This is a genomic window from Arthrobacter sp. Cr_A7, from assembly GCF_029222765.1.
Lineage (GTDB): Bacteria > Actinomycetota > Actinomycetes > Actinomycetales > Micrococcaceae > Arthrobacter.
In genome coordinates, this window is the sequence record NZ_JARHXQ010000328.1 from 1 (window position 1) to 22,106 (window position 22,106).

Consider the following 22,106-nt stretch of genomic DNA (forward strand, 5'->3'; position numbering starts at 1 on the left):
TCCTGGTCATGTGCTCCACCTGAATCCACTGCCGCGCACTGCGGCCTCCTGCTTAACCGCGCTCAAGGAACGCCTCCTTCTCGGGGTTGAGGTACTTATTAATGGCATCCGCGAGTTCCGGGTGGCTGGACAGGAAGGGATCCTTCCCCACGATGTCCTGCGCGTCCTCCCGAGCCCGGGTGATGACGTCCTCGTGTTCCAGAACACGCAGCAGTTTCAGGGTGGAACGCCCGCCGGACTGGGAGGCACCCAGGATGTCACCCTCACGGCGCAGCTTCAGGTCCTCCTGCGAAAGGATGAACCCGTCCGTGGTCGCAGCCACTGCCTCCAGCCTTCGCCGGCTGGGATGAGCGGGCTCCAGGGCCGTAACCAGCAGGCATGTTCCGGGCAGGCCGCCGCGGCCCACGCGCCCCCGGAGCTGGTGCAGCTGGGAGATGCCAAACCGGTCGGCATCCAGGATCACCATAAGCGTTGCGTTATGCACGTCGACACCCACCTCGATCACCGTGGTGGACACCAGCAGTTTGACGCTGTTGCCGACGAACCCTGCCATGGTGGCGGACTTGACCTCAGGATCCTGGCGCCCGTGGAGCGGAGCCAGCGGGACGCCGGCGAGGGACGGTTCGGTCGAAAGGTGCTCGACGACGGCAGCCACCGATGCGAGTTCGCGTGACGCGTCGTCCGACTCAAGGCCGGGCGGTTCGGCTTCGCCCGGGCTGAAATCGCCGTCGTCGTCCGTGCCGATTTTGGGGCAGACGACGTACACCTGGTGACCGGCGTCAATCTCCTCGCGGGCGCGGGCCCAGATGCGCCCTGCCCAGGCCGGGTTCTCGGAGAGGCCCACCAGATGCGTGGTGATGGGAGCCCTGCCCTTCGGAAGCTCGTCGAGGGTGGATGTCTCCAGGTCACCGAAGACGGTCATGGCAACAGTGCGGGGAATGGGCGTGGCAGTCATGACCAGCAGGTGCGGGGGCTTTCGGGCCTTGGCACGAAGGGCATCGCGCTGCTCCACGCCGAACCGGTGCTGCTCGTCCACCACGATCAGTCCGAGATCGTAGAACGACACATTGTCGCTGAGCAGGGCGTGGGTGCCGATCACAATCCCTGCCGTCCCGGACGCCGCGTCCAGCATGGCCTGCTTGCGCGCCGCGATGGGCATGGACCCGGTCAGGAGGGTGACCTGGACGGATGCGCCGTCCGGTCCGGCAAGCCCGCCGAGCAGGCCGTCCCGGGAGAGCGGTCCGAGGGTGCGGCGAATCGAGTCATAATGCTGGGCGGCGAGGACTTCCGTGGGTGCCAGGAGCGCCGCCTGGCCCCCCGCGTCAACCACCTGCAGCATGGCCCGCAGAGCCACCACCGTCTTGCCCGAGCCCACCTCCCCCTGCAGCAGCCGGTTCATGGGGGTATCCTGGGCCAGTTCCGCGGCGAGCGTCTTCCCGACGGCGGCCTGCCCGTCTGTGAGCGTGAAGGGAAGGCTTCTGTCGAAAGCGGCCCGGACCCCGTCTGCCACCGGCCGGCGGGCGGTGGCTTCTTCCGAGGCGAGTTGGGCCCGGCGCCGGGCGAGCGCGGACTGCAGGACCAGGGCTTCGTGGTACCGGAGCCGTTCCCGGGCCCTCTTCCAGTCTGCGGCAGTCTCCGGCGCATGGATGAGCCGGTAGGCCTGGGCCAGGGACAGGAACTTCTCCCGCTCGGCAACCTTGGGCGGCACCGGGTCCGGAAGCGAAGCGAGGTCCACGGTCTCAAGCAGTGTTGTAATGACCTTCTGGATCTTCCAGCTGGGAAGTTTTGCGGTGGCGGGGTACACCGGAATAGGCATGGCCGCCAGCTTCTCCGGATCCTGGCCGCCGTCGCTGAACGGGTCCTCGTCCAGGACATGGAAATCGGGGTTCGTGAGGCCCAGGACACCGTTGAAGCTGGTGACCTTGCCGGAGAACAGTGCACGGCGTCCCTGCAGCAGTTCGGCCTTGGCCCGGTATCCGTTGAAAAAGCTGATCTTGAGCGTCCCGGGGACCTTGCCCCGGTAATCCGTCCCGCCTACCACCCTGAGGCCTGCCTTGCCGTCGTCGTCCGAAACCACGACGTCGGTGATGCTGCCGCGGCGCGCCCGCATGGTGCGGGTGCTGCTGGACAGGACCCGGGCGATCAGGGTGACCTCCTCATCGCGCGGGATTTCGCTGATCGGCGTCAATTCACCGCGGGTCAGGTACCGGCGGGGAAAGTAGTTCAGCAGTTCTTCCACCGTGGTGATGCCCAGGTGCTTCTCGATGACGGCGGCGGAACGTTTTCCGATGCGGCGTTCCAGGCCCAGGTCCAGCTCAGCGTTCATGCCCACTGGAGTTCACTGCGTCCGTGTCCGGATCACGCGGCAGCGCGAGTTCGCTGATGCTGATCTGGGAGGGTTCCCCCAGGGATCTGATGATAGCGACCGCGGGGTCGGGGTCGGGGACGTGGACGTGCACCCGCCACCGGTAGTTCCCGTCGGCATCCATGCCGCTCCCCACCTGGCTCATGATGACCGACTCGCCGATCTCGTCCAGCCGTTGCCGGAGTGTGGCGGCATTCAGGGGTGAAAGGCTGATGGTGCACATGACCTCCACACCGTCGTCGTCCGGCATGTCCGTGTGGATGTGCGGATCGGCGACGTCATAACCGTGGAGGCCGTCAAGGAGTTCGCTCTGCAGTTCCTCGCCCAGTACCGCGGAGCGCAGGCAGTCAAGGATCAGGAGCATGCCCACTCCGCCGGCGTCCACCACATGCGCGCTGGTGAGTGCGTCAAGCTGGTCCTCGGTGTGGATGACGGCCGTGAGTGCCGCTTCGACGGCGGCGTCCAGCACAAGGCCCAGGGCGTGGTTGCTGTCATCTCCGTTTTGCCCGGCATCCACGGCCGCTGCTGCGCGTGCCGCAGCTTCCATCACGGAAAGCATGGTGCCTGGAACGGGGTCGCTGAGGGCGGACCAGGCACGGATCTGGGCCCGGTTCAGGGCGGCCGCCAACAGCGTGGACGTCAGCCGGGTATGGCCCGCGAGCGGTTCGGCAGCGGCGCACAGGAACACAGAGAACAGCGTGCCGGAGTTTCCCCTTGCCTCTTCGAGGGCGGCCTGGCCGGCTGTGGCCAGCACGGCGCCGACGTCCATCTGGACCGGCTGGTCTCCGCTGGTGGCAAGGGCCCGGGCCGCGGCACGTACCGTCAGGTAGAGGTTGCTTCCTGTGTCCCCATCCGCCACCGGGAAGATATTGATGGCATTCAGGCGGTCGCTGTGGTTGCCCAGGGCCGTCTCAGCCTTGCCCAACCACCTCTTCATCGCTTGCGCGTTGGCGGCAACCTTAGTGTGCAAAGTGATCCCATCCCCCGGTGTCCGCGGACCGGCCCGCAATCATGACGCCCGGGCCTTCATCGATTCCCAGTGCTTGTACCGAGCCTATCGCAGTGAATCCCGCCGGCAGCTGGAAGCCCGGCGGGAATGTGGCGAGGAGTCCGTGGTCCTCGCCGCCGCCCAGCACCCATCCCGCTGCGTCCATGCCCAACAGCTCCGCTGCCGGACGCAAAACCGCTGCCAGGCGGGCCAAATGTCCAGGGTCGAGGTCGATGCCGACGTTGCTGGCAACCGCCATGCGCCGGCCATCGCGCAGCAGTCCGTCCGAAACGTCCAGCATGGCTGTCGCTCCGGCTTCCCTGGCGGCCGGCCCTGCGGCGAGCGGTGGCCGCGGCCGGCACTGGAGGTCAAGGAAGACGCGCTGCTCCGGGGTGAGGAGCTCCACGTTCACGGGGGATTCAAGAAGGGCCAGGCCTGCGGCCGCATACCCGGCAGTGCCTGCCAGCGCCAGGATGTCACCCGGGCGCGCGCCGGAGCGGAGGACCGCCTCTCCCCCATGAAGGGTGCCCACCACGGCCACGGTGACAGAGATTTCACGCCCGCGGCCCAGGTCGCCGCCCGCCACGGAGCAGCTGTCCGCCCCAAGCTCCTTGATGCCCGCGGTAAGGCCGTCCGCCACGCCTTCAACCCAGCTGACGGGGGTGTCCGGCGGCAAGGTGAGGCTGACCACCATGGACGTTGCTGTTGCCCCCATGGCGTTGATGTCGCTGAGGTTTTGCGCTGCCGCTTTCCACCCCACGTCAAAGCCGGTGGTGCGGTAGCCATTGGACCAGCGAAGGCGGAAGTCCTGGTCTTCAACCTGGGTGTCAATGCTGATGACAGTCTTTCCGTCAGGAGCAGCCACCACGGCGGCGTCGTCCCCTGGGCCAAGGAGGGTGGCTGCGGAGTGGGCCCCTGCCATGGAAAGCCGGGGAAAGATCCGGGCCAGCAGTTCGGCTTCGGAGAGGTCAGCCACGGCCGGCTGCTGTCCCGGTCCGGACCCGTCCGGGCCCGCCTGGCCTGCGGATGTCCCGTCAGTGCGGGTCTGTTCACTGCTGCTTATCGGCTTTTCTGGCACGGCACTACGCTACAGCGCGGCACCGACATTGAGGCCCCGAGTCGGCTTAGCTACTTGCCCGGTAGGAGCCTGCAAGGAACAGCTACCTGCCAGTTTGCCGGCGTAACGGGGATAACCGCCTCAGTCAGCGACGGGTCCGCGGCGCACTGGACGGTAGCGGTCTGGACACCTGTCATCCACTCGGGGCCGGTTTGCCGGACAGGCGTAGCCTGCAGGTAGCTGTTGGAGAGAAAGACCGCCAGCAGGACAGGCGCGAGGTACCTGGTCTTGTTAGGACCGATTACCCCTTTGTCTTCCGCCACTGCGCAGGCTATGGGAACCAGTGCGAGCAAGAACATGGAGGGTGCGGCCGCGTAGCGGAAAAACGTGAATTTTGACAGCCAATCATCTTTGGAAAAGTTGGCGAAATCGAGTTCCGGTGACGGATTGAGTACCGTTGCGGCAGCCCAGCAGGATGCAGCGGCTGCGAGGGCATACAAGGCAGTCACCTTCCACTGTGCCCGACCGTACGTCAAGATGTACGCGAGCAGTCCGAAAATGACGATGATGGGAATCGCCACAGCAAACCCACCGAATGTCACAACATTGAGTGCCATTGTGTCCGCATCCGTCTCCCAGATGGATCCAACCGGCTGCAGGAGGAACCCGTAGATGACTGACAAAGGGTCCATCGAATCGAGACGGGGAGCTTCGGAGTAACGCGGGTTTGCGACCGTGGCCAGAAACTGCAGGCCGATGCCAAGAATGAGCGCGGCCGGCGCGGCATAATTCTTCCTTCTGACGATCTCCCAGATCGCCAATGGCAGGAAGATTCCTACGATAATTTCAGTCGTGGCAGCTGCCAGCGTGGCAACAAAAAGGACGGCACGCACGGGCCACGTGCGGGGCTCAAAAATCAGCAGCCATGGGCAAAGCCAGAGCAGATACCAATGGAGGTTTGCCGCGTTTCCCAAAACTTCAAGCGGCCCAACAGGTATGAGGACCGGGATGAGCGCCACCATCAGGCGATAGCTTTTGTGCTGGAAAAGCTGCCCGGACAAAAAGTACGTGCCTGTTGCTATGGCCGCAACCGTCATGCAACTGAGGAAAGTAACAAGCATCGCATACGCCTCGATAGGGCCAATGGTGTAGGCGATACCGGATACGATCCGCGGAATAGTATGAAGATAACCGTCATACGGCTCAACAATGCTGTGCCACGGCCCGAGGGATATTCTTTCTGCCAGAAAGGTAGCCGCGTCCTCGGCCCACAGAGTCCCGCGGGTTACTTCAGGAAGGCGGAACCACGTCAAAAAGGTTAGCCCTATCACCGCCGCCGCCACGCTCACGGACCTCAGACTGCGTACACGGTAGGACCGTTTGGCCTTTTTCTCTGGATCCAGCCGGTGGCATGGCGCAGCAACAGCAGTGTTATTCATGATGGAACCAGCTTATAAGGAGAAGAAACCGACACGGGCCACGCACTCGTCGGGCGAAGCTGAAGACAGGAGCCGGCCCATGAGCTTTGCCGTTATGCCTTTCACTTACCCCGCAGTTCCGGGCAGGTAATGTCGACCTGCGCGAACTTCCAGGCAGCAGGTGCGACTACCACCGCTGCAGAGGCCAAAGCTCTGTCGTTGCTGCAGGCCGTGCGGGCTGCGTCTACTCCCGGTGCCCAGGCAGGGCCCGTTTGACGGGTTGTGGCAGTGGGAAAGTAGCTGATGAGGAGAAATATGACGAAAATCCCCGCAAAGAAGGGGACGTTGCCGCGACTGATGTGCCCATTCTGCACGGCAGTGGCGATGGCCAGTGGAACCAGCAGGAGAAGGAACATCCCAGGGGCAGCCGCATAGCGTATGTACGTAAAGCTGTTGGCCCAATCCGATTCCGCATAAGCGGCGTAGTTGAACATGGTATTTCCGCTCAAAACTACTGATGCCGCCCAACACAATCCGGAAGCTGCAATGGCAACCACCGCCCCGAATTTCAGAACTGTGGTGCCTTTTGCCAGTACAAACGCCAGCAGCCCGATAAACAGCAAAGTCGGGATAACAAGGACCCACGAACCGAAGTTCACAATTCCAGATGCCAAGGTCCTGCTGTCCGGATGCCAGATCGATCCGATGGGCAGCAGCACGTATCCCATAAGGACTGACAATTTGTCGACTGCGTCCGTGGGAGGTGCTGCCCCATTGAACCTCGGGCTGACGAGGGTTGTCATGACTTGGAGAATCAGGCCGAGCAGCAGTCCCGCGGGTGCTGCGTAGCTCCGCCGCTTCCAGGCAACCCAAACAGCGAGGGGCAAGAACATGCCGCTGATAATTTCGCTAGCTGCAGTCAGGAAGGAAAGCACGAAAAGCACGGCACTGGCCGCCGGGTTGGCTGGCTTCTTCAGCAGGAGCCAGGGCGCCAGCCACAGCAGGTACCAGTGCAGATTGGCTGCATTTCCCAGGACTTCGTTCGGACCAATCGGCAACAGGATCGGAATTACGGCGATCATGAGGCGGACTGACACTGATTCGGTCAGTACGCGGGCCAGGTGGAAAACACCAATTGATATCCCTGCCACTACAGCACAACTCAGCAGCGACATGGCAATGGCGTAGCCCTCCAACGGAACAAGGGCGTGGGAGATGCTGGCCAGGAGCCTGGGCAGGACGTGCAAGTAGCCGTCATAAGGCAGGAAAATGCTTTGGAGGTGTCCAGCGCGCAAAACGTCCCGGAGGAACACTCCGCCGTCCTCGGCCCACACGGTCTCCCGGGTCAGGGTCGGTAGCCGGCCCCACGCGATCATTGTCAGGACACAAGCGGCGCCTAGCAGACTGGCTGCCTTCAGTATGCGGGTCCTCACCGGTGGGGAAGCCTCCACAGCCGGAGGGGCGGAGTCAATTATTCTTGTCATTGTTTCTTCAGCTTATCGCCCTGTCGACCGGCAGGTTGTCCGGTCCAGCGCCGGCATCGTTCGTCTTAGTTTCGTACAGAGCAGGCCGCAGCCGACCACCCGCGAAGATTGGCGTGCGGCTCTCTGGCCGGAGATGATTGTTGTCATGCCCATCTTCCTGTCCAAGCCACATCCTGGCCGCGTGACAAAAATGCGAACGGCTCTCGCAGCGGCGTTCATCATCTCTTCGTTGGCAGGGTGTTCTCCTGCGGTGGATGTCACCGCTGCCAAGGATGCAGCGGATCCCGCCTGCGCACCCATGATGGTGGCACTGCCGGACGCGATCGGGGACGCCCGCCTGCGGAAGACGAACAGCCAGGCCACCGCGGCCTGGGGGGACCCGTCCCTGGTCATCCTTCGCTGCGGGGTCAACGTTCCCGGCCCCACCACCGACCGCTGCGTGACGGTCAATGGCATCGACTGGGTCATCAAGGAAGGCGACCCGGTGTGGACCCTGACCACCTACGGCCGTGAACCTGCTACCGAGATCCTGATGGACCCGGACAAAATCAGCTCCGCCACTGTGCTGGCGGACCTCGCAACGGCGGCCGGGAAGGTGCCGGCCATCCGGAACTGCGTGGGCCAGGAAGAACTCCAGGACCTGCCGCAGAGCCAGTAGGCGCAGCCCGGGCCGCCGTGGTCTTTACGCCGGGCTCAACCGTCGAGAGGCCCGTGTTTAGCGCAGTCCGGTCTTCCGGTTCAGGGCGAGGTGGATGAGTTCATCGATCAGGTCGGCGTAGCCCAGCCCGGACGCTGCCCACATCTGCGGATACATGCTCTTGGGCGTAAAGCCGGGCATGGTGTTGATCTCGTTGATGATGAGTTCCCCGTCGGGCGTATAGAAGAAGTCGACGCGGCTCAGGCCCTCGGCCCCGACGGCGTCAAACGCGGCGGCCGCCAGCTCGCGGACCCTGGCGATGGCTTCCTCCGGGATATCCGCGGGGCAGCTCAGCGCTGCAGCATCGTCCTCCACGTACTTTGCGTTGAAGTCGTAGAACTCGTGGCTGCCACCGGCCACTGAGATCTCCCCCGGCATCGATGTCCTGGGGGCGTCGGTGCCTCTGCCTTCCAGCACGGCGCACTCGATTTCACGGCCGGCGATTCCGGCTTCGATGACCAGCTTGAGGTCGTGCCGCCGTGCTTCCTCGATGGCGGCATCCAGTTGGTCGAGGGCGTCAACCTTCGAAATTCCCATGGACGATCCGGCCCGTGCCGGCTTGACGAAAACGGGGAACCCGAGCAGGTCCACCTGCTTGCGGACGGCTTCCGGATCCTTGCGCCACTGCCGGTCAGTCACCGCGATATAGGGACCGACCTGCAGCCCGGCCGCCTCAAAGACCACCTTCATGAAGTGCTTGTCCATGCCCACCGCGGAAGCCAGGACACCGGCACCCACGTAGCGGGTGTCGGAAAGCTCCAGGAGCCCCTGGATGGTGCCGTCCTCCCCGAAGGGTCCGTGCAGCAGCGGGAAGACCACGTCCACGGCGCCCAGTTCCCGGGGGACTTCATTCGGCGAAGCCACGATCAGCTGGTGTTCGCCGCCGATCTCGGCCAGGGTCACCGTGTCCGAAGACGGCGCCACCTCCGGGAGGGATGACGCAGCCAGGGACCACTGGGCGGTGTCGGTGGAGGCGAGGACCCACTGTCCGGACTTGGCAATCCCGATGGGAATCACGTCGTACTTGTCTTTGTTGATGGCGCCGAGCACTCCGGCGGCCGTTACGCAGCTCACGGCGTGTTCACTGGAGCGGCCTCCGAAAAGTACGGCCACCCGGGGCTTTGCCGGCACTCCTGCAGTCAGGTTGTCAGGGGACATCGTCAGTAATCGCCTTCAGGTTTCAGTTCCCGGGACAGCAGGAGGGGCCCCAGTTGGTCAACGGACAGCTTGCCGGCCAGCACCGCCACGACGGCGGCCGTGATGGGCATATCGACGCCCAGCTTGCCTGCCAGCTCATGCACAGCCTGTCCGGACTTGATGCCTTCGGCAGTCTGGGTCATTTTCTGGCCCACTTCCTCCAGCGTAAGGCCTTCTCCCAGCAGCCGCCCTGCGGTGTGGTTCCGCGACAGCGGTGAAGAGCACGTGGCCACGAGGTCGCCGAGGCCGGCGAGGCCAGCCATGGTTTTCGCGTTCCCGCCCAGCGCCAGTGCAAGGCGCGAGGTTTCGGCCAGTCCGCGCGTGATGACGGAAGCCTTGGTGTTGTCGCCCATCTGCTTGCCCTCGCAGATGCCGACGGCCAGTGCGATGACGTTCTTGACGATGCCACCGATTTCGACGCCCACCACGTCTGAGGTGGTGTACGGCCGGAAATACGGCGCCGTGCACGTCCTGGCCAGCCAGCCGGCCACCGCGGAATCGGCGCATGCCACCACCGATGCGGTGGGCTCCTCCCGCGCGATTTCCATCGCGAGGTTGGGGCCGGAGACGACGGCGATGCGTTCAGCCGGGAGGGCGAGTTCCTCGCTGATGACCTCGCTCATGCGGGCGTCAGTGCCGAGTTCCAGTCCCTTCATCAGGGACACGACGATGGCGCCCGGGGCGATCATGTCCTTCCATTCGCGCAGTTGGGGCCGCAGGGACTGGGCCGGCACTGCAAGGACCACCAGATCCGCTCCCTGGAGCACCTTCCGGACGTCCGAGGAGGCTGTGATACTCGCCGGAAGCTCGATGTCTTTCAGGTACTGAAGATTGCGGTGGATGCTGTTGATCTGCTCCACCACTTCATCGCGCCGCCCCCAAATCCGGATGGCGCGCGTGGTGTCCGCCGCGATGGCGGCGTCCCCGAGGATTTTCGCGAACGTGGTACCCCAGGACCCCGCGCCGAGCACGGCGACGGAACGGGCGGAGCCCGTCATGTTCCCGGAGGTCACTGAGCATCCGCCCCATTGCCGGGCTGCTGCTTCTGCTGCTCGCGCTCCACGAAACGTCCGTGCTTTGCCTGCTGCTGGCGGGTCGGGTCCCAGCGCTCTGCCGGTGGCTCCTCGCCCCGGATCCCCGCCAGGAGTCCGGTGATGGCGTCCATGATCGCGTCCGTGGCGGCCGACAGCGTGGCCTTGTCCAGCGGCTGCCCGGAGAAGGCGCTGAGGTCCACGGGATCACCGACCACAACCCTGGACTGCTTGCGAGGAAAAATATGGAACCGCTTACCATAGCGGGGAAATACCTCGTGTGCGCCCCAGTGGGCGATGGGAACCACCGGGATTCCACCTTCGAGGGCCAGCCTGGCGGCACCCGTATGCCCCTTCATGGGCCACAGGTCCGGATCGCGTGTCAGCGTGCCCTCGGGGTAGATGATGATCGCCCCGCCTTCGGCGACAATTTCCTGGGCGACCTGCAGCGAGCGGTTCGCTCCCGCCGTCGAACGTTCCACCGGCACCTGCTTGGTGGCCCGCAGGAGCCAGCCGAGGCCCGGCACGTTGAAGAGCGCTGCCTTGGCCAGGAAGTGCGGCGCGCGCTTCTGGTTGTAGAGCATGTGCCCCACCACGAGGGGGTCTATCTCTGTGCAGTGGTTGGGCGCGGCGATGAAGCCGCCGGCGGGAAGCTTCTCGATGCCCTCCCATTTCTTGCCCATCATGAGGTTCAACAGCGGGCGGACGACGCCGGCGATGAACACGAATGTGGCCCTGCTCTTGGCAGATTCCTTCACAGTCCGTCCCGTTACTTCGTGGTGGTGATGTCGAAGTCAGCACCCAGGCCGGCGAGCTTTTCGGTGAAACGCTCGTAACCGCGGTTGATGATGTCGATGCCCGTTACCCGCGAAGTACCGGTGGCCGCCAGTGCGGCAATCAGGTGGCTGAAGCCGCCGCGGAGGTCAGGGACGTCGATGTCGGTTCCCTTGAGCTGGGTGGGCCCGGAGATGACTGCCGAATGCAGGAAGTTGCGCTGCCCGAACCTGCAGGGAACGCTGCCGAGGCACTCGCGGTGGACCTGGATGCTGGCACCCATCCGGATGAGGGCGTCGGTGAAGCCGAAGCGGTTTTCGTACACCGTTTCGTGGACGATGGAGACTCCCTCGGCCTGCGTAAGCGCCACGACGAGCGGCTGCTGCCAGTCCGTCATGAAACCGGGGTGCACGTCTGTTTCCAGGACCAGCGGGTTGAGCTTGCCGCCCCGGTGGTAGAAGCGGATGCCGTCCTCGCCGATGTCCATTCCGCCGCCCACCTTGCGGTAGGTGTTCAGGAAGGTCATCATGTCCCGCTGCGAGGCGCCTTCGACGAAGATGTCTCCACGGGTGACCAGGGCAGCGGACGCCCAGGACGCTGATTCGTTGCGGTCCGAAAGGGCCCGGTGGTTGTAGCCGCCAAGGTCGCGGACGCCTTCGATCCTGATGGTGCGGTCCGTCTGGACGCTGATGATGGCGCCCATCTTCTGCAGCACGGCAATGAGGTCGATGATCTCGGGCTCGGTGGCCGCGCCGGACAGCTCGGTGATGCCCTCGGCGCGGGTGGCGCTCAGCAGCACCTGCTCGGTGGCCCCCACGGACGGGTAGGGCAGCGAGATCTTGGCTCCGTGCAGACCCTTGGGTGCTGAAATGTGGATTCCGCCGGGACGCTTCTCCACGACGGCACCGAACTGGCGCAGGACGTCCAGGTGGTAGTCAATGGGGCGGTCGCCGATCTTGCAGCCGCCCAGGTCGGGGATGAACGCCTCGCCGATCGCGTGGATCAGCGGTCCGCAGAGCAGGATGGGGATCCGGGAGTCGCCGGCGTGCGCATCGATGGCCGTACTTGGTGCCGTCTTGGCAGCCTTGGGGTCAAGGGTGAGGTCGCCGTTTACCGGGTCCTTCTCCACGGTGACGCCGTGCAGCTGCAGGAGGGAGGTGACTACCTCCACGTCCTTGATCTCCGGAACGTTCCGCAACACCGACGGTTCGTTGCCCAGCAACGCCGCCACCATCGCCTTGGGGACCAGATTTTTGGCCCCGCGGACGCTGACGCGGCCTGTAAGCGGGACTCCGCCGCGGATTGTCAGAACACTACTCATATACCGGTTTCCTCACGATTACTCGCCCCCAAATCCTTGCAAAGGCTCCAACCAAGCATAGGAGGTCGCGTTACCGAACCGAAATACGCGGGCCCACCGGCAGGGCGTGGCGGGCCCGCGTACTACAGATTCCCGCGTCAGTGCGGCTGGGAAAGCCGCGCGGGCAGGGTCTTGGGCTTAAAGGCAGGGCGGGTGGCTTCGTAGGCCGTGATGTCCGCCTCATGCTGCAGGGTGAGCCCAATGTCATCCAGGCCTTCCAGCAGGCGCCACCGGGTGTAGTCGTCGATCTCGAACGGTGCGACGATGGTGCCGCACACCACCGTTTTCGACTCCAGGTCCACCGTCACTTCGGTTCCGGGAGCGTTTTCCAGCTCTTTCCAGATCAGTTCGATGTCATCCTGCGCAACCTGCGCTGCCAGCAGTCCCTGCTTTCCGGAGTTGCCGCGGAAGATATCGGCAAAGCGTGATGAAAGGACGGCTTTGAAACCGTAGTCCTTCAGCGCCCAGACAGCGTGTTCCCGGGAGGAACCGGTGCCGAAGTCCGGTCCCGCCACCAGGACGGAGCCGGTGGTGTAGGGCGCCTGGTTCAGGATGAAGGAGGGGTCCTTGCGCCAGGCGGAGAACAGCGCGTCCTCGAAACCGGTGCGGGTAATGCGCTTGAGGTAGACCGCGGGGATGATCTGGTCCGTGTCAACGTTGCTCTGGCGCAGCGGGACGCCGATGCCGGTGTGCTTGGTGAACTTTTCCATGATGTGTCCTAGGCTGCGTCGGTGCGGATGGCTGCGGGTTCGGGAGCGGGTTCGAGGTCCGACGGCGAGCTGAGCGTGCCGCGGACGGCTGTGGCTGCCGCCACCACCGGGGAAACCAGGTGGGTGCGGCCGCCCTTGCCCTGGCGCCCTTCGAAGTTGCGGTTGGAGGTGGAGGCGCAGCGCTCCCCCACGTCCAGCTGGTCCGGGTTCATGCCCAGGCACATGGAGCAGCCGGCAAAGCGCCATTCGGCGCCGAAATCCTTGAAGACCTTGTCCAGGCCCTCGGCTTCGGCTTCGAGCCGCACGCGTGCCGAACCGGGCACCACCAGCATGCGGATGTTCGGGTCCTTTTGGCGGCCGCGGACGATGTCCGCCGCGGCACGGAGGTCCTCCATTCGGGAGTTGGTGCAGGAACCCAGGAAGACCGTGTCAACGCGGATGTCCTTCATGGGGGTGCCGGCCTCCAGCCCCATGTACTGCAGGGCGCGCTCCGCGGCGGCCTTGGCGTTCTCGTCGCCGAAGTCTTCCGGGGACGGGACGGACTGGGACAGGGAGACGCCCTGGCCGGGGTTGGTGCCCCAGGTGACAAACGGCTCCAGGGTGTCGGCGTCCAGGTCCACTTCGACGTCGAAGGTTGCGTCGTCGTCGGTGCGCAGGGTGTTCCAGTACTCGACGGCGGCGTCCCACTCCGCGCCCTGCGGCGCGTGCGGGCGCCCGTACATGTAGTCGTACGTCGTCTGGTCCGGCGCGACGAGGCCGGCACGGGCGCCGGCTTCGATCGACATGTTGCAGATAGTCATCCGGGCATCCATGGACAAAGCACGGATCGCCGAGCCGCGGTATTCGAGCACGTAGCCCTGGCCCCCGCCGGTGCCGATCTTGGCGATGACGGCCAGGATGATGTCCTTCGCGGTGACGCCGGGACGCAGGGTCCCTTCCACGTTGATGGCCATGGTCTTGAACGGCTTCAGGGAGAGCGTCTGGGTGGCCATGACGTGCTCCACCTCGGAGGTGCCGATGCCCATGGCCAGCGCGCCGAAGGCGCCATGGGTGGAGGTGTGGGAGTCGCCACAGACCACGGTCATTCCCGGCTGCGTGAGCCCCAGCTGGGGGCCCACCACGTGCACGATGCCCTGTTCGGCGTCGCCCAGGCTGTGCAGCCGGACGCCGAACTCGGCGCAGTTGTTGCGCAGGGTCTGGATCTGGGTGCGGCTGGTCAGGTCGGCGATGGGCTTGTCGATGTCCAGGGTCGGAGTGTTGTGGTCCTCCGTGGCGATGGTCAGGTCCGGGCGGCGGAGCTTGCGCCCGGCCAGGCGCAGGCCTTCGAATGCCTGCGGGGACGTGACCTCGTGCACCAGGTGAAGGTCGATGAAGAGAAGGTCGGGCTGAGCGTTGGCTCCTTCGCCGTCGCCTTTGCGCACCACGTGTGCGTCCCAGACTTTCTCGGCCAATGTCTTTGCCATGGCCATCTCCCTTCACTGCTGTTGGCTGATTGGTTCAACTGAATCAGCATGGCTCCATACTGCGCCAGCCGAAAGATTTGCATCTCAGATAATGAGACGGCAATATCATTACATGGACAATTCTAGTGGAGTCGGTGTCATTGATAAAGCGGCCCAGGTGCTTGATGCACTGGAGGCCGGCCCCACCACGCTGGCACAGCTGGTGGCGGCAACCGGCCTGGCCCGGCCCACCGTCCACCGCCTGGCCCTGGCCCTCGTCCACCACCGGCTGGTCAGCCGCGATATCCAGGGGCGGTTCGTCCTCGGCAGCAGGCTGGTGGAGCTGGCATCGGCCGCCGGCGAGGACCGCCTGATTGCCTCCGCAGGTCCCGTACTCATGCAGTTGCGCGATGCCACGGGCGAGAGCGCGCAGATCTTCCGCCGCCAGGGCGACTGGCGCGTCTGCGTCGCGTCTGCCGAGCGTCCCATCGGGTTGCGGGACACCATTCCGGTCGGCACGCAGCTGTCCATGAAGGCAGGCTCCGCGGCTCAGGTCCTGCTCGCATGGGAAGACCACGACCGCCTGCTCGAGGGCCTGCAGGCCGCACGCTTTACGCCCACCGTCCTGGCAGGCGTACGACGGCGGGGCTGGGGCCAGAGCCTCGGAGAACGCGAGCCGGGGGTCGCCTCCGTCTCGGCACCGGTGCGGGGCCCGTCCGGCCGGGTGATCGCCGCGGTGTCGATTTCGGGCCCGATCGAGCGGCTCACCCGCCAGCCGGGCCGCCTCCACGCCGAGGTTGTGTGCAACGCCGGGCGGATCCTCACCGAAGCCCTGCGCAAGAACAACGACTGACGGCATCCTCCTGGAGCCCGGGCGCTAGGCTGTGGCCATGGGCAGCTACGCAGTGTTTCTCCGCGGCATCAATGTGGGCGGCATCAACATCAAAATGGCCGACCTCAGGGAAGCCCTGAATGCCTGCGGTTTTCCGGACGCCCTGACCCTTCTGGCCAGCGGAAACGTGGTGCTGACCAGCAGCCTCGGTGCCGCCGCCGTCAAGCGGGAATGTGAAAAGTGCCTGCGCGCCGCTTTCGGCTATGAAGCCTGGGTGGTGGTCCTTGACGCGGGCAGGGTGGCCGAACTGGTGGAAGAATGCCCTTACCCCGATGATGACAGGTCCACGCACACCTACATCACCCTGTCCTCGGACACCGCGGTCCTGGACGAACTGGAGACAGCGGGGGCGGCCCTCGACGGCGCTGAGCAAAAGCGGCTGGGACCCGAGGCCCTGGCCTGGCTGGCACCGGCAGGCGGAACGCTGGACAGCCCCTTCAGCAAGATCACTGCCAAGACCAGGTTCAAGGCAGCCACCACCACCCGCAACCTGCGGACCCTGGTCAAGGTCCGGGACGCCGCTGCCGCCCTTAATACAGCGTAGGAGCCCGTACAGCACAGAAGCCGGGCGCTACCCGGACCCGGCCTTCTTCAGCGCGGCGTTGAAGGCGCCGAGCCTGCTCACCTCCACGTCCACCGGTTCCGCCACGAACTCCTGTGCCACGGAAGCGACGGCAGCGTTGAGCCGTTTCCGTGCTTTGCCTGCCCGGGCGCGGGCTGCAGCGGCGGCGATGAAGCGCCCGGTGATGGCCAGGAAGATCCCCAGCACCACTCCCAAGGCGATCATCAGGGTCGGGACCGGCCACCCTTCCACTCGGGGCACCTCCGGTACGGGCATCTGGAAATAGCCCAGCGCCGCCAGGACGCCAAGCCAGCCGAGCCCGCCCACGACAGTCAGCAGCGCCAGCCATTGCACCACGTTGAACACGCCCCACCACCAGGATGTGCGGTTGGCACCCAGGTCCGTTCCGGCAATGGCCTGGTCCAGGGCATCGGGAAGTCGTTCCCTGCCCTCACGGGCCGCGCCGCGGATGGCGGCGCGCCAGGGGCCGGGAGCGCCGGCACTGGCTGCATCGGCAAATTCCCGGACGGCCGCATCAGTGCGGGCCCGCTCCGGTGCGCCGGCCGGCGGCAGTGATGTCCGGTTCAGTTCTGCTGGTGCGCTGCTGCGAAGGTTGAGCCGGCGAAGCGGGTCCGGCCGGAACCTGGATAACCAACGGGTGACGGGCCAACCGGTCCGGCGCACGGATTCCAGCCGGTAGGACTGGCCTACCGCTCTCACCACCACCGGCACGTTCGCCGCCACTGCCAGTTCATCGGCAAGCCGTTTTTTTGATGCGGGGCGGACGCCGGCCGCTTCCCCCTCCCCCGACACGGCCAGCAGCTCCTGTGCTGCCTTGGCGATGTCGGCAGCCAGCCGCTGTGACTGTGCCTTGCGCTGCATGGCTACGCTGCGGATGGCAGCGCGGAGGGCGGCAACGCCGGCACCCGTCGTGGCCGAGGACGCGAGGACCCGGACCTCCGCGAGGCCGTCGCGGGCCAGGATGCCGCGCAGGGAGTCGAGCACGGGCTGCACGTCCCGCTCGGGCAGCCGGTCCACCTGGTTCAGAACCACGAGCGTGACGGCGCCGTGGGAGGCAAGCGGGGCAAGGAAGCCGTGATGGACGGCTGCGTCGGCGTACTTTTGTGGATCCAGGACCCATACCAGGACGTCCACCAGGCCCACCATCCGCTGCACTGTCTCGCGATTCGTTTGCCGGGTGGAGTCGAAGTCCGGAAGGTCCAGCAGGATCAGCCCGGTTTCCTCATCGGCGAAGCCGTCAACCGCTGCAGCGTGGTGCCTGTTGCGAACCTCCAGCCAGTCCAGCAGCGGCTCGCTGCCCTCCGCTCCCCAAACCCCGGCCAAAGGTTCCGATGTTGTGGGGCGGCGGGCGGCCGCCGTCGCGATTTCCGCGCCGCTGACCGCGTTGAACAGGGACGATTTGCCGCTGCCGGTCGCCCCGAAGAAGCCCACCACAGTGTGGTCCCCGGACAGTGAACGGCGGGAACTGGCCCGTTCCAGGACACGGAGCACTTCCTGCAAGGTTTCATCCGGAAGGACGCCTTCGCCCAGCTGCCGGGCGTCGTCGAGCGCCTGAAGCCGGCCGTCCAGCCGTGTTGACTCCCGTGCGTCGCTGTGCCGGCTCACGCGGTGCCCGCCAGCCGGGCCAGGGCGTCGGACTGGGCCAGCAAAGCATCTTCGGCAGCTCCGCCGGCAGCAGGCAGCCGGAGCAGGAACTTCTGCTGCTCCCCGTCCAGCAGGCGCTGGCAGCGGGCTGCGAGGTCCTCCCGGGCTTTTTCGGCCATGCGCCGGACCGCATCCTCGCCGAAGACCGCTTCCAGCAGCCGCTGGCCCACGACGGCGGTCCCGCCGGCTACGCCAATCTCCAGGCCGGTCAGTCCCGCGGTCATCGAAAACACCACAATCATTAGAGCCGCTCCCAGTCCGTTGATCCCGAAGGACAACCAGCGGGCCTGGGTGCGCTTGCCCTGGCCCTCCGTGCGGATGAGTTCCATCAGTGCCTCCTGCCAGGCACGGATTTCCTCGGCAGTGCGGTCGGCGAAGCCCGCCGAGGTGCCGGAAAGATCGTCAGTGCCCAGCAGTTGCCGTCCCGCCGGATGGGAGCGCCAGCGCTGGTCAGTCTCCTCGGCAGCATTGGCTGCTTCATCAACAATCACTGCCTGCAGACCGGTCTCGATGGCGGCCTCGACCTGCACGGCGGGCGCCGGTTCGCCCCGGAAGAAGGCTCCCAGCCGGTCCCGGAACCGTCCAACGTTCTGTTCCAGGGTCCGGAAGAATTCGCCGGTGCCGACGAAGTCCTGCCAGCGTGCCAGGACTTCGCCGCGCAGGAGTGCCCCGTCCCGGGTGGCGTCCAGGATGCGCTCCGCTGCACGCCGGTAGGCTGCCACGGCGTCGGCTTCCAGGCTCCCGGCAGCGCGCTCCTGTTCGCGGGCCGCCTGGGCGATTGCGGCAACCCGGCCGGAGAGGGCACGGACCGACCCGTTCAGGGTCCGGCGGGCAACCTCGGACCGGCCCGCGGCATCGGCCGCCAGCTCGTCCAGCCAGGTTTTCAGCTGACGGACTGCTCCTTCCGGCAGCATGCCCCTGGAGTCCAATGGGGTCTCGGGGATGACGAACATCGGTGCGCTCCCCAGCCCTTCCTTGTCCAAAAGTGCACGGAGGTCCTCGCTGACCTCCGCCTCCGCACCCGGCGGGACCCGGTCCAGCACCACCGCCACCATGATGTCCCGGGTGGCGGCGTCCAGGAGCAGCTTCCAGGGGACGGCGTCGGCATAGCGGTTGGCGGTTGTGACGAAGATCCAGAGATCCGCGGCCGCCAGGAGTTGCCCTGCCAGCTTCCTGTTGTCGTCAGAAATGGAATCGACGTCGGGGGCGTCGAGGAGGGCGATCCCGGCAGGTACCGACGGGTCGGCAAGCAGTACCAGCGACGACATCGGGGCTGCGTCGGACGTGATCACGTCCATAGCGGAAGGAACGTGGGCCACGGCGAGGGCGCCGCGGATCCGGTTGAGGCCGGGCAGGACTCGGTGCCCCTCGAACCAGGGCGCCTCAGCCGGGTTGTGCAGCAGGATGGGCTGCCGGGTGGTGGGGCGGATCGCTCCCGCGCGGGTTACCGGGTGGCCGACGAGCGCGTTGACGAGGGTCGATTTGCCCGCGCCGGTGGAACCTCCGACAACGGCGAGGAGTGGAGCATCCAGGCTGCGGTAGCGCGGAAGGATGTAGTCATCGAGCTGGGTCACCGCATTCGCAGCCCCGAGGCGGGCCTGCTCCGCTCCCGGAAGTGCCAGCGGCAGGGCGACGTCCGCAAGCCCGTTGCGCACATCCTCCAGCAGCACCAGCGCTTCGGCGGTCCGCGGCTCCGGCTGCGTGTGATCGTGGGGCTCGTTGGACATGGTCACAGCAACATCATGCCAGCTCAAAGCTCCGCGCGCCGGGAAATGAAAAATGGCCCCGGGCTGTTGCCCGGGACCATTTCCGTTGGTGACCCCAGCGGGATTCGAACCCGCGTTACCGCCGTGAGAGGGCGGCGTACTAGGCCGCTATACGATGGGGCCGTGTACTTCCTGCCAGCGTTTCCGCTGGTCAAGCTCAGTGATTGTTTCACACACTGCGCTGTGGTTTCAAATCGGCGGACCGCTTGAAACCGTTCCGTTTTGAGGCCGGAACGGCGCTCAAACCAGAGCTGGGATACCAGGACTCGAACCTAGAATGACGGTACCAGAAACCGTAGTGTTGCCAATTACACCATATCCCAATGATACTTTCGGGCCGGTTTTCAGGGCTTTTGCCCCGCTCCGTGCCCCTCAGCACGAGAAATTACTTTACCCGAGACTTCCGGCTCGCACAAATCGGAACTGTGTGACTTAGCTGACCAGCTGGTCCAGCGAGGCAACCATGCCGCCGTCGAACCCCTGCCCCGGCTCCCCCGTCCGGTTCAGCCAGACGCCAAGCAAGCCGGCCGCCGTCGAGCCTTCCGCATCAAGCAGCCGGTTATCGCCGACGTAGAGGGTTTCGGCGGCAGGGGTGCCCAGCAGCCGGACGCCTTCGAGGTAAATGGCCGGGTTGGGTTTGGCCACCCCGAGGGTGTCCGTGCCCACCAGCCGAGAGACGCGCTCCAGCCCGGCGCTGTCGAGTTTGGCCCGCTGGTAATCGTGGACATTGTTGCTGACCGCGCCGTAGGGAATACCCGTGCGGTCCAGGACATCGAGCAGCGGCAGCACGTCCGGGAAGGGTTTGACGTAGGAGGGCTGCTTCTCCATGTAGGCGCTGAGCCACCGGTGCGATTCCTCACCCTCGCCCAGGTCCACGCCAAAGTGCCCCAATGCGGCCCGGCCGCGGAGGAGGCGCTGCTCGTTGAACGTCAGGTCACCGGCCAGGTATTGGTCGTAGTAGTGCGTGGTTTCGTGGGTGAAGATGCGGCCAAACCGCTCCCACCCGGCCTGGTCCAGGCCGGGCAGGAGGTGTTCGCTGACTTCCCGCAAGGCAGTCGTCATCGAATATTCGAGGTCCACCAGGGTGTCGTCGATGTCGAAAAGGACGCCCCGGACGGGTCCGAAAGGCGTTTCCAGGACACCGCTGCGTGCCTTGCTGGGAGCAGTCATCAGCCGCGGAAGGTCCGGAGCCGGCGCAGGGAGGATGCCTTGCCCAGGATGACCATGGATTCAAACAGCGGCGGCGAGATCCGCCGCCCCGAAACCGCTGTGCGGACAGGGCCGAAGGCGAGGCGCGGCTTGATGCCGAGGTCTTCCACGAGCGCCTGCTTCAGTGCCGTCTGGATGTTGTCCGGGATCCACTCGTCAACGGGCTCCAGCGCCGTGATGGCCGCGTCAAGGACTTCGGCCAGGTTTTCCGGCAGTCCCTTGCGGGCGTCGTCCGCGATGTCGATGGCGTCGTCGGCCTTGAACAGGAAGGCCAGCATTTCCGGTGCCTCGCCCAGCAGCGTGATGCGCTCCTGGATGAGCGGCGCGGCTTCGGTGAGGATCTCCTCTTCACGGTCAGTGAGGATTTCGCCCACCAGGTCCGCGGCGCGCAGGTAAGGTGCCAGCCGTTCCCGGAACACCTCGGGTGAAAGCATCCTTACGTGGGTTCCGTTGATGGCCTCTGCCTTCTTCAGGTCGAAGCGCGCCGGGTTGCCCAGGACGTCGTGGATGTCGAAGTTCTCCACGAGCTGGTCCACGGTGAAGATATCCTCGTCGGCGCTGAGCGACCAGCCCAGCAGGGAGAGGTAGTTGAGCAATCCCTCGGGGATGAAGCCGCGTTCGCGGTGCAGGAACAGGCTGGATTCAGGATCGCGCTTGGAAAGCTTCTTGTTGCCCTGGCCCATCACGTAGGGCAGGTGGCCGAACTCCGGCATGTACTGCGCAACACCCACTGCGTGAAGGGCCCGGTACAGGGCAATCTGCCGCGGGGTGGAGCTGAGCAGGTCCTCACCGCGCAGGACATGGGTGATGCCCATCAGCGCGTCGTCCACCGGGTTGACCAGCGTGTACAGCGGGGCGCCGTTGGCGCGCACCACCGCGAAGTCCGGCACGGAACCGGCACGGAAGGTGATCCCGCCGCGGACCAGGTCGTTGAAGGTGATGTCCTCGTCGGGCATCCGGAGGCGCAGTACGGCCTCACGGCCCTGGGCCTTGAACTCCGAAATCTGCTCGTCCGTCAGGGTCCGGTCGAAACCGTCATAGCCGAGCTTCGGGTCCCGCCCGGCGGCGCGGTGGCGGGCTTCGATCTCCTCCGGCGTGGAGAAGGACTCGTAGATGAACCCGCCGTCACGGAGCCGCTTGATGACGTCCTGGTAGATGTCGCTGCGCTGCGACTGCCGGTACGGCTCGTGCGGGCCGCCCACCTCCACGCCCTCGTCCCAGTCGATGCCCAGCCACTTCAGCGCGTCCAGCAACTGGTGGTAGCTTTCCTCGCTGTCCCGGGCAGAGTCGGTGTCCTCGATCCGGAACACCATGGTGCCCTTGGTGTGCCGGGCGTAGGCCCAGTTGAACAGCGCCGTACGGATCAGCCCGACGTGCGGGGTTCCGGTGGGCGAAGGGCAAAAGCGGACTCGGACGGGCGTATCCGCGGTGACGGACGGGATGGAGGCAGCAGGCGACGCAGAAGCAGTAGTCATAGTGGCTTCAACTT

General features: G+C 65.5%; 18 protein-coding genes and 2 tRNA genes. 3 read left to right on the top strand and 17 right to left on the bottom strand.

The features are described 5' to 3' along the window. Positions 1-52: 52 nt before the first annotated feature. The 5 genes from P2Q66_RS19700 to P2Q66_RS19720 form a co-directional block, all read right to left on the bottom strand. The gene (locus P2Q66_RS19700; protein WP_275730876.1) at positions 53-2,326 is read right to left on the bottom strand and encodes an ATP-dependent DNA helicase RecG; all 2,274 of its coding nucleotides are present in this window, start codon (positions 2,324-2,326) and stop codon (positions 53-55) included. After that, the gene (locus tag P2Q66_RS19705) at positions 2,316-3,302 is read right to left on the bottom strand and encodes a DAK2 domain-containing protein (RefSeq protein ID WP_275730878.1); all 987 of its coding nucleotides are present in this window, start codon (positions 3,300-3,302) and stop codon (positions 2,316-2,318) included. The genes P2Q66_RS19700 and P2Q66_RS19705 overlap by 11 nt, the downstream gene beginning before the upstream one ends. 22 nt (positions 3,303-3,324) lie before the next feature. After that, the gene (gene thiL, locus P2Q66_RS19710) at positions 3,325-4,275 is read right to left on the bottom strand and encodes a thiamine-phosphate kinase (RefSeq protein ID WP_275730913.1); all 951 of its coding nucleotides are present in this window, start codon (positions 4,273-4,275) and stop codon (positions 3,325-3,327) included. 206 nt (positions 4,276-4,481) lie between these two features. Beyond that, on the bottom strand, positions 4,482-5,759 hold the full coding sequence (locus P2Q66_RS19715) for a hypothetical protein (protein WP_275730881.1): 1,278 nt from the start codon (positions 5,757-5,759) through the stop codon (positions 4,482-4,484). Between the two features lie 191 nt (positions 5,760-5,950). After that, positions 5,951-7,162 carry a hypothetical protein gene (locus P2Q66_RS19720; RefSeq protein ID WP_275730883.1) on the bottom strand — a complete coding sequence of 404 codons (1,212 nt, stop codon included), beginning with the start codon at positions 7,160-7,162 and terminating at the stop codon, positions 5,951-5,953. A gap of 340 nt (positions 7,163-7,502) precedes the next feature. Here P2Q66_RS19720 and P2Q66_RS19725 point away from each other — a divergent pair, with 340 nt between their 5' ends. Next, a complete protein-coding gene (locus P2Q66_RS19725; RefSeq protein WP_275730915.1) occupies positions 7,503-7,970 on the top strand; it encodes a DUF3515 domain-containing protein in 468 nt (155 codons plus the stop codon). A 57-nt stretch (positions 7,971-8,027) separates the two neighbouring features. On the opposite strand, the gene P2Q66_RS19730 is transcribed toward P2Q66_RS19725, so the two are convergent. The 6 genes from P2Q66_RS19730 to leuC form a co-directional block, all read right to left on the bottom strand. Beyond that, positions 8,028-9,167 (bottom strand): D-alanine--D-alanine ligase family protein, encoded by a 1,140-nt coding sequence (locus P2Q66_RS19730; protein WP_275730884.1) that lies wholly within the window; start codon positions 9,165-9,167, stop codon positions 8,028-8,030. A gap of 2 nt (positions 9,168-9,169) precedes the next feature. Further along, positions 9,170-10,204: an NAD(P)H-dependent glycerol-3-phosphate dehydrogenase gene (locus P2Q66_RS19735; protein ID WP_275730917.1), complete on the bottom strand. Its 1,035-nt coding sequence runs from the start codon at positions 10,202-10,204 to the stop codon at positions 9,170-9,172. A gap of 11 nt (positions 10,205-10,215) precedes the next feature. Next, a complete protein-coding gene (locus tag P2Q66_RS19740; protein ID WP_275730886.1) occupies positions 10,216-10,995 on the bottom strand; it encodes a lysophospholipid acyltransferase family protein in 780 nt (259 codons plus the stop codon). Between the two features lie 11 nt (positions 10,996-11,006). Continuing rightward, positions 11,007-12,332 carry a UDP-N-acetylglucosamine 1-carboxyvinyltransferase gene (gene murA, locus P2Q66_RS19745; protein WP_079598938.1) on the bottom strand — a complete coding sequence of 442 codons (1,326 nt, stop codon included), beginning with the start codon at positions 12,330-12,332 and terminating at the stop codon, positions 11,007-11,009. Positions 12,333-12,469: 137 nt separating this feature from the next. Beyond that, entirely contained in the window at positions 12,470-13,081 is a 612-nt protein-coding gene (leuD, locus tag P2Q66_RS19750; protein ID WP_079598937.1) for a 3-isopropylmalate dehydratase small subunit, read from the bottom strand. Between the two features lie 8 nt (positions 13,082-13,089). Beyond that, positions 13,090-14,544: a 3-isopropylmalate dehydratase large subunit gene (leuC, locus tag P2Q66_RS19755; RefSeq protein WP_079598976.1), complete on the bottom strand. Its 1,455-nt coding sequence runs from the start codon at positions 14,542-14,544 to the stop codon at positions 13,090-13,092. Positions 14,545-14,656: 112 nt separating this feature from the next. Here leuC and P2Q66_RS19760 point away from each other — a divergent pair, with 112 nt between their 5' ends. Both P2Q66_RS19760 and P2Q66_RS19765 read left to right on the top strand, forming a co-directional pair. Next, on the top strand, positions 14,657-15,376 hold the full coding sequence (locus P2Q66_RS19760; RefSeq protein WP_058266868.1) for an IclR family transcriptional regulator: 720 nt from the start codon (positions 14,657-14,659) through the stop codon (positions 15,374-15,376). Positions 15,377-15,413: 37 nt separating this feature from the next. Then, a complete protein-coding gene (locus tag P2Q66_RS19765) occupies positions 15,414-15,959 on the top strand; it encodes a DUF1697 domain-containing protein (protein ID WP_275730889.1) in 546 nt (181 codons plus the stop codon). A gap of 27 nt (positions 15,960-15,986) precedes the next feature. Here P2Q66_RS19765 and P2Q66_RS19770 read toward each other — a convergent pair whose 3' ends face one another. From P2Q66_RS19770 to gltX, 6 genes are all read right to left on the bottom strand, one after another. Further along, the gene (locus P2Q66_RS19770; RefSeq protein ID WP_275730892.1) at positions 15,987-17,603 is read right to left on the bottom strand and encodes a GTPase; all 1,617 of its coding nucleotides are present in this window, start codon (positions 17,601-17,603) and stop codon (positions 15,987-15,989) included. Continuing rightward, a complete protein-coding gene (locus tag P2Q66_RS19775; protein WP_275730919.1) occupies positions 17,600-19,369 on the bottom strand; it encodes a dynamin family protein in 1,770 nt (589 codons plus the stop codon). Before P2Q66_RS19775 ends, P2Q66_RS19770 begins: the two co-directional genes overlap by 4 nt. Before the next feature lie 86 nt (positions 19,370-19,455). Beyond that, a tRNA-Glu gene (locus tag P2Q66_RS19780) sits at positions 19,456-19,531 on the bottom strand. 128 nt (positions 19,532-19,659) lie between these two features. After that, positions 19,660-19,731: transfer RNA gene (locus tag P2Q66_RS19785), tRNA-Gln, on the bottom strand. A gap of 109 nt (positions 19,732-19,840) precedes the next feature. After that, entirely contained in the window at positions 19,841-20,578 is a 738-nt protein-coding gene (locus P2Q66_RS19790) for an HAD family hydrolase (RefSeq protein WP_275730893.1), read from the bottom strand. Beyond that, positions 20,578-22,092, bottom strand: a complete 1,515-nt coding sequence (gene gltX, locus P2Q66_RS19795) for a glutamate--tRNA ligase (protein WP_275730895.1) — start codon at positions 22,090-22,092, stop codon at positions 20,578-20,580. The genes P2Q66_RS19790 and gltX overlap by 1 nt, the downstream gene beginning before the upstream one ends. Between the last annotated feature and the right edge of the window lie 14 nt (positions 22,093-22,106).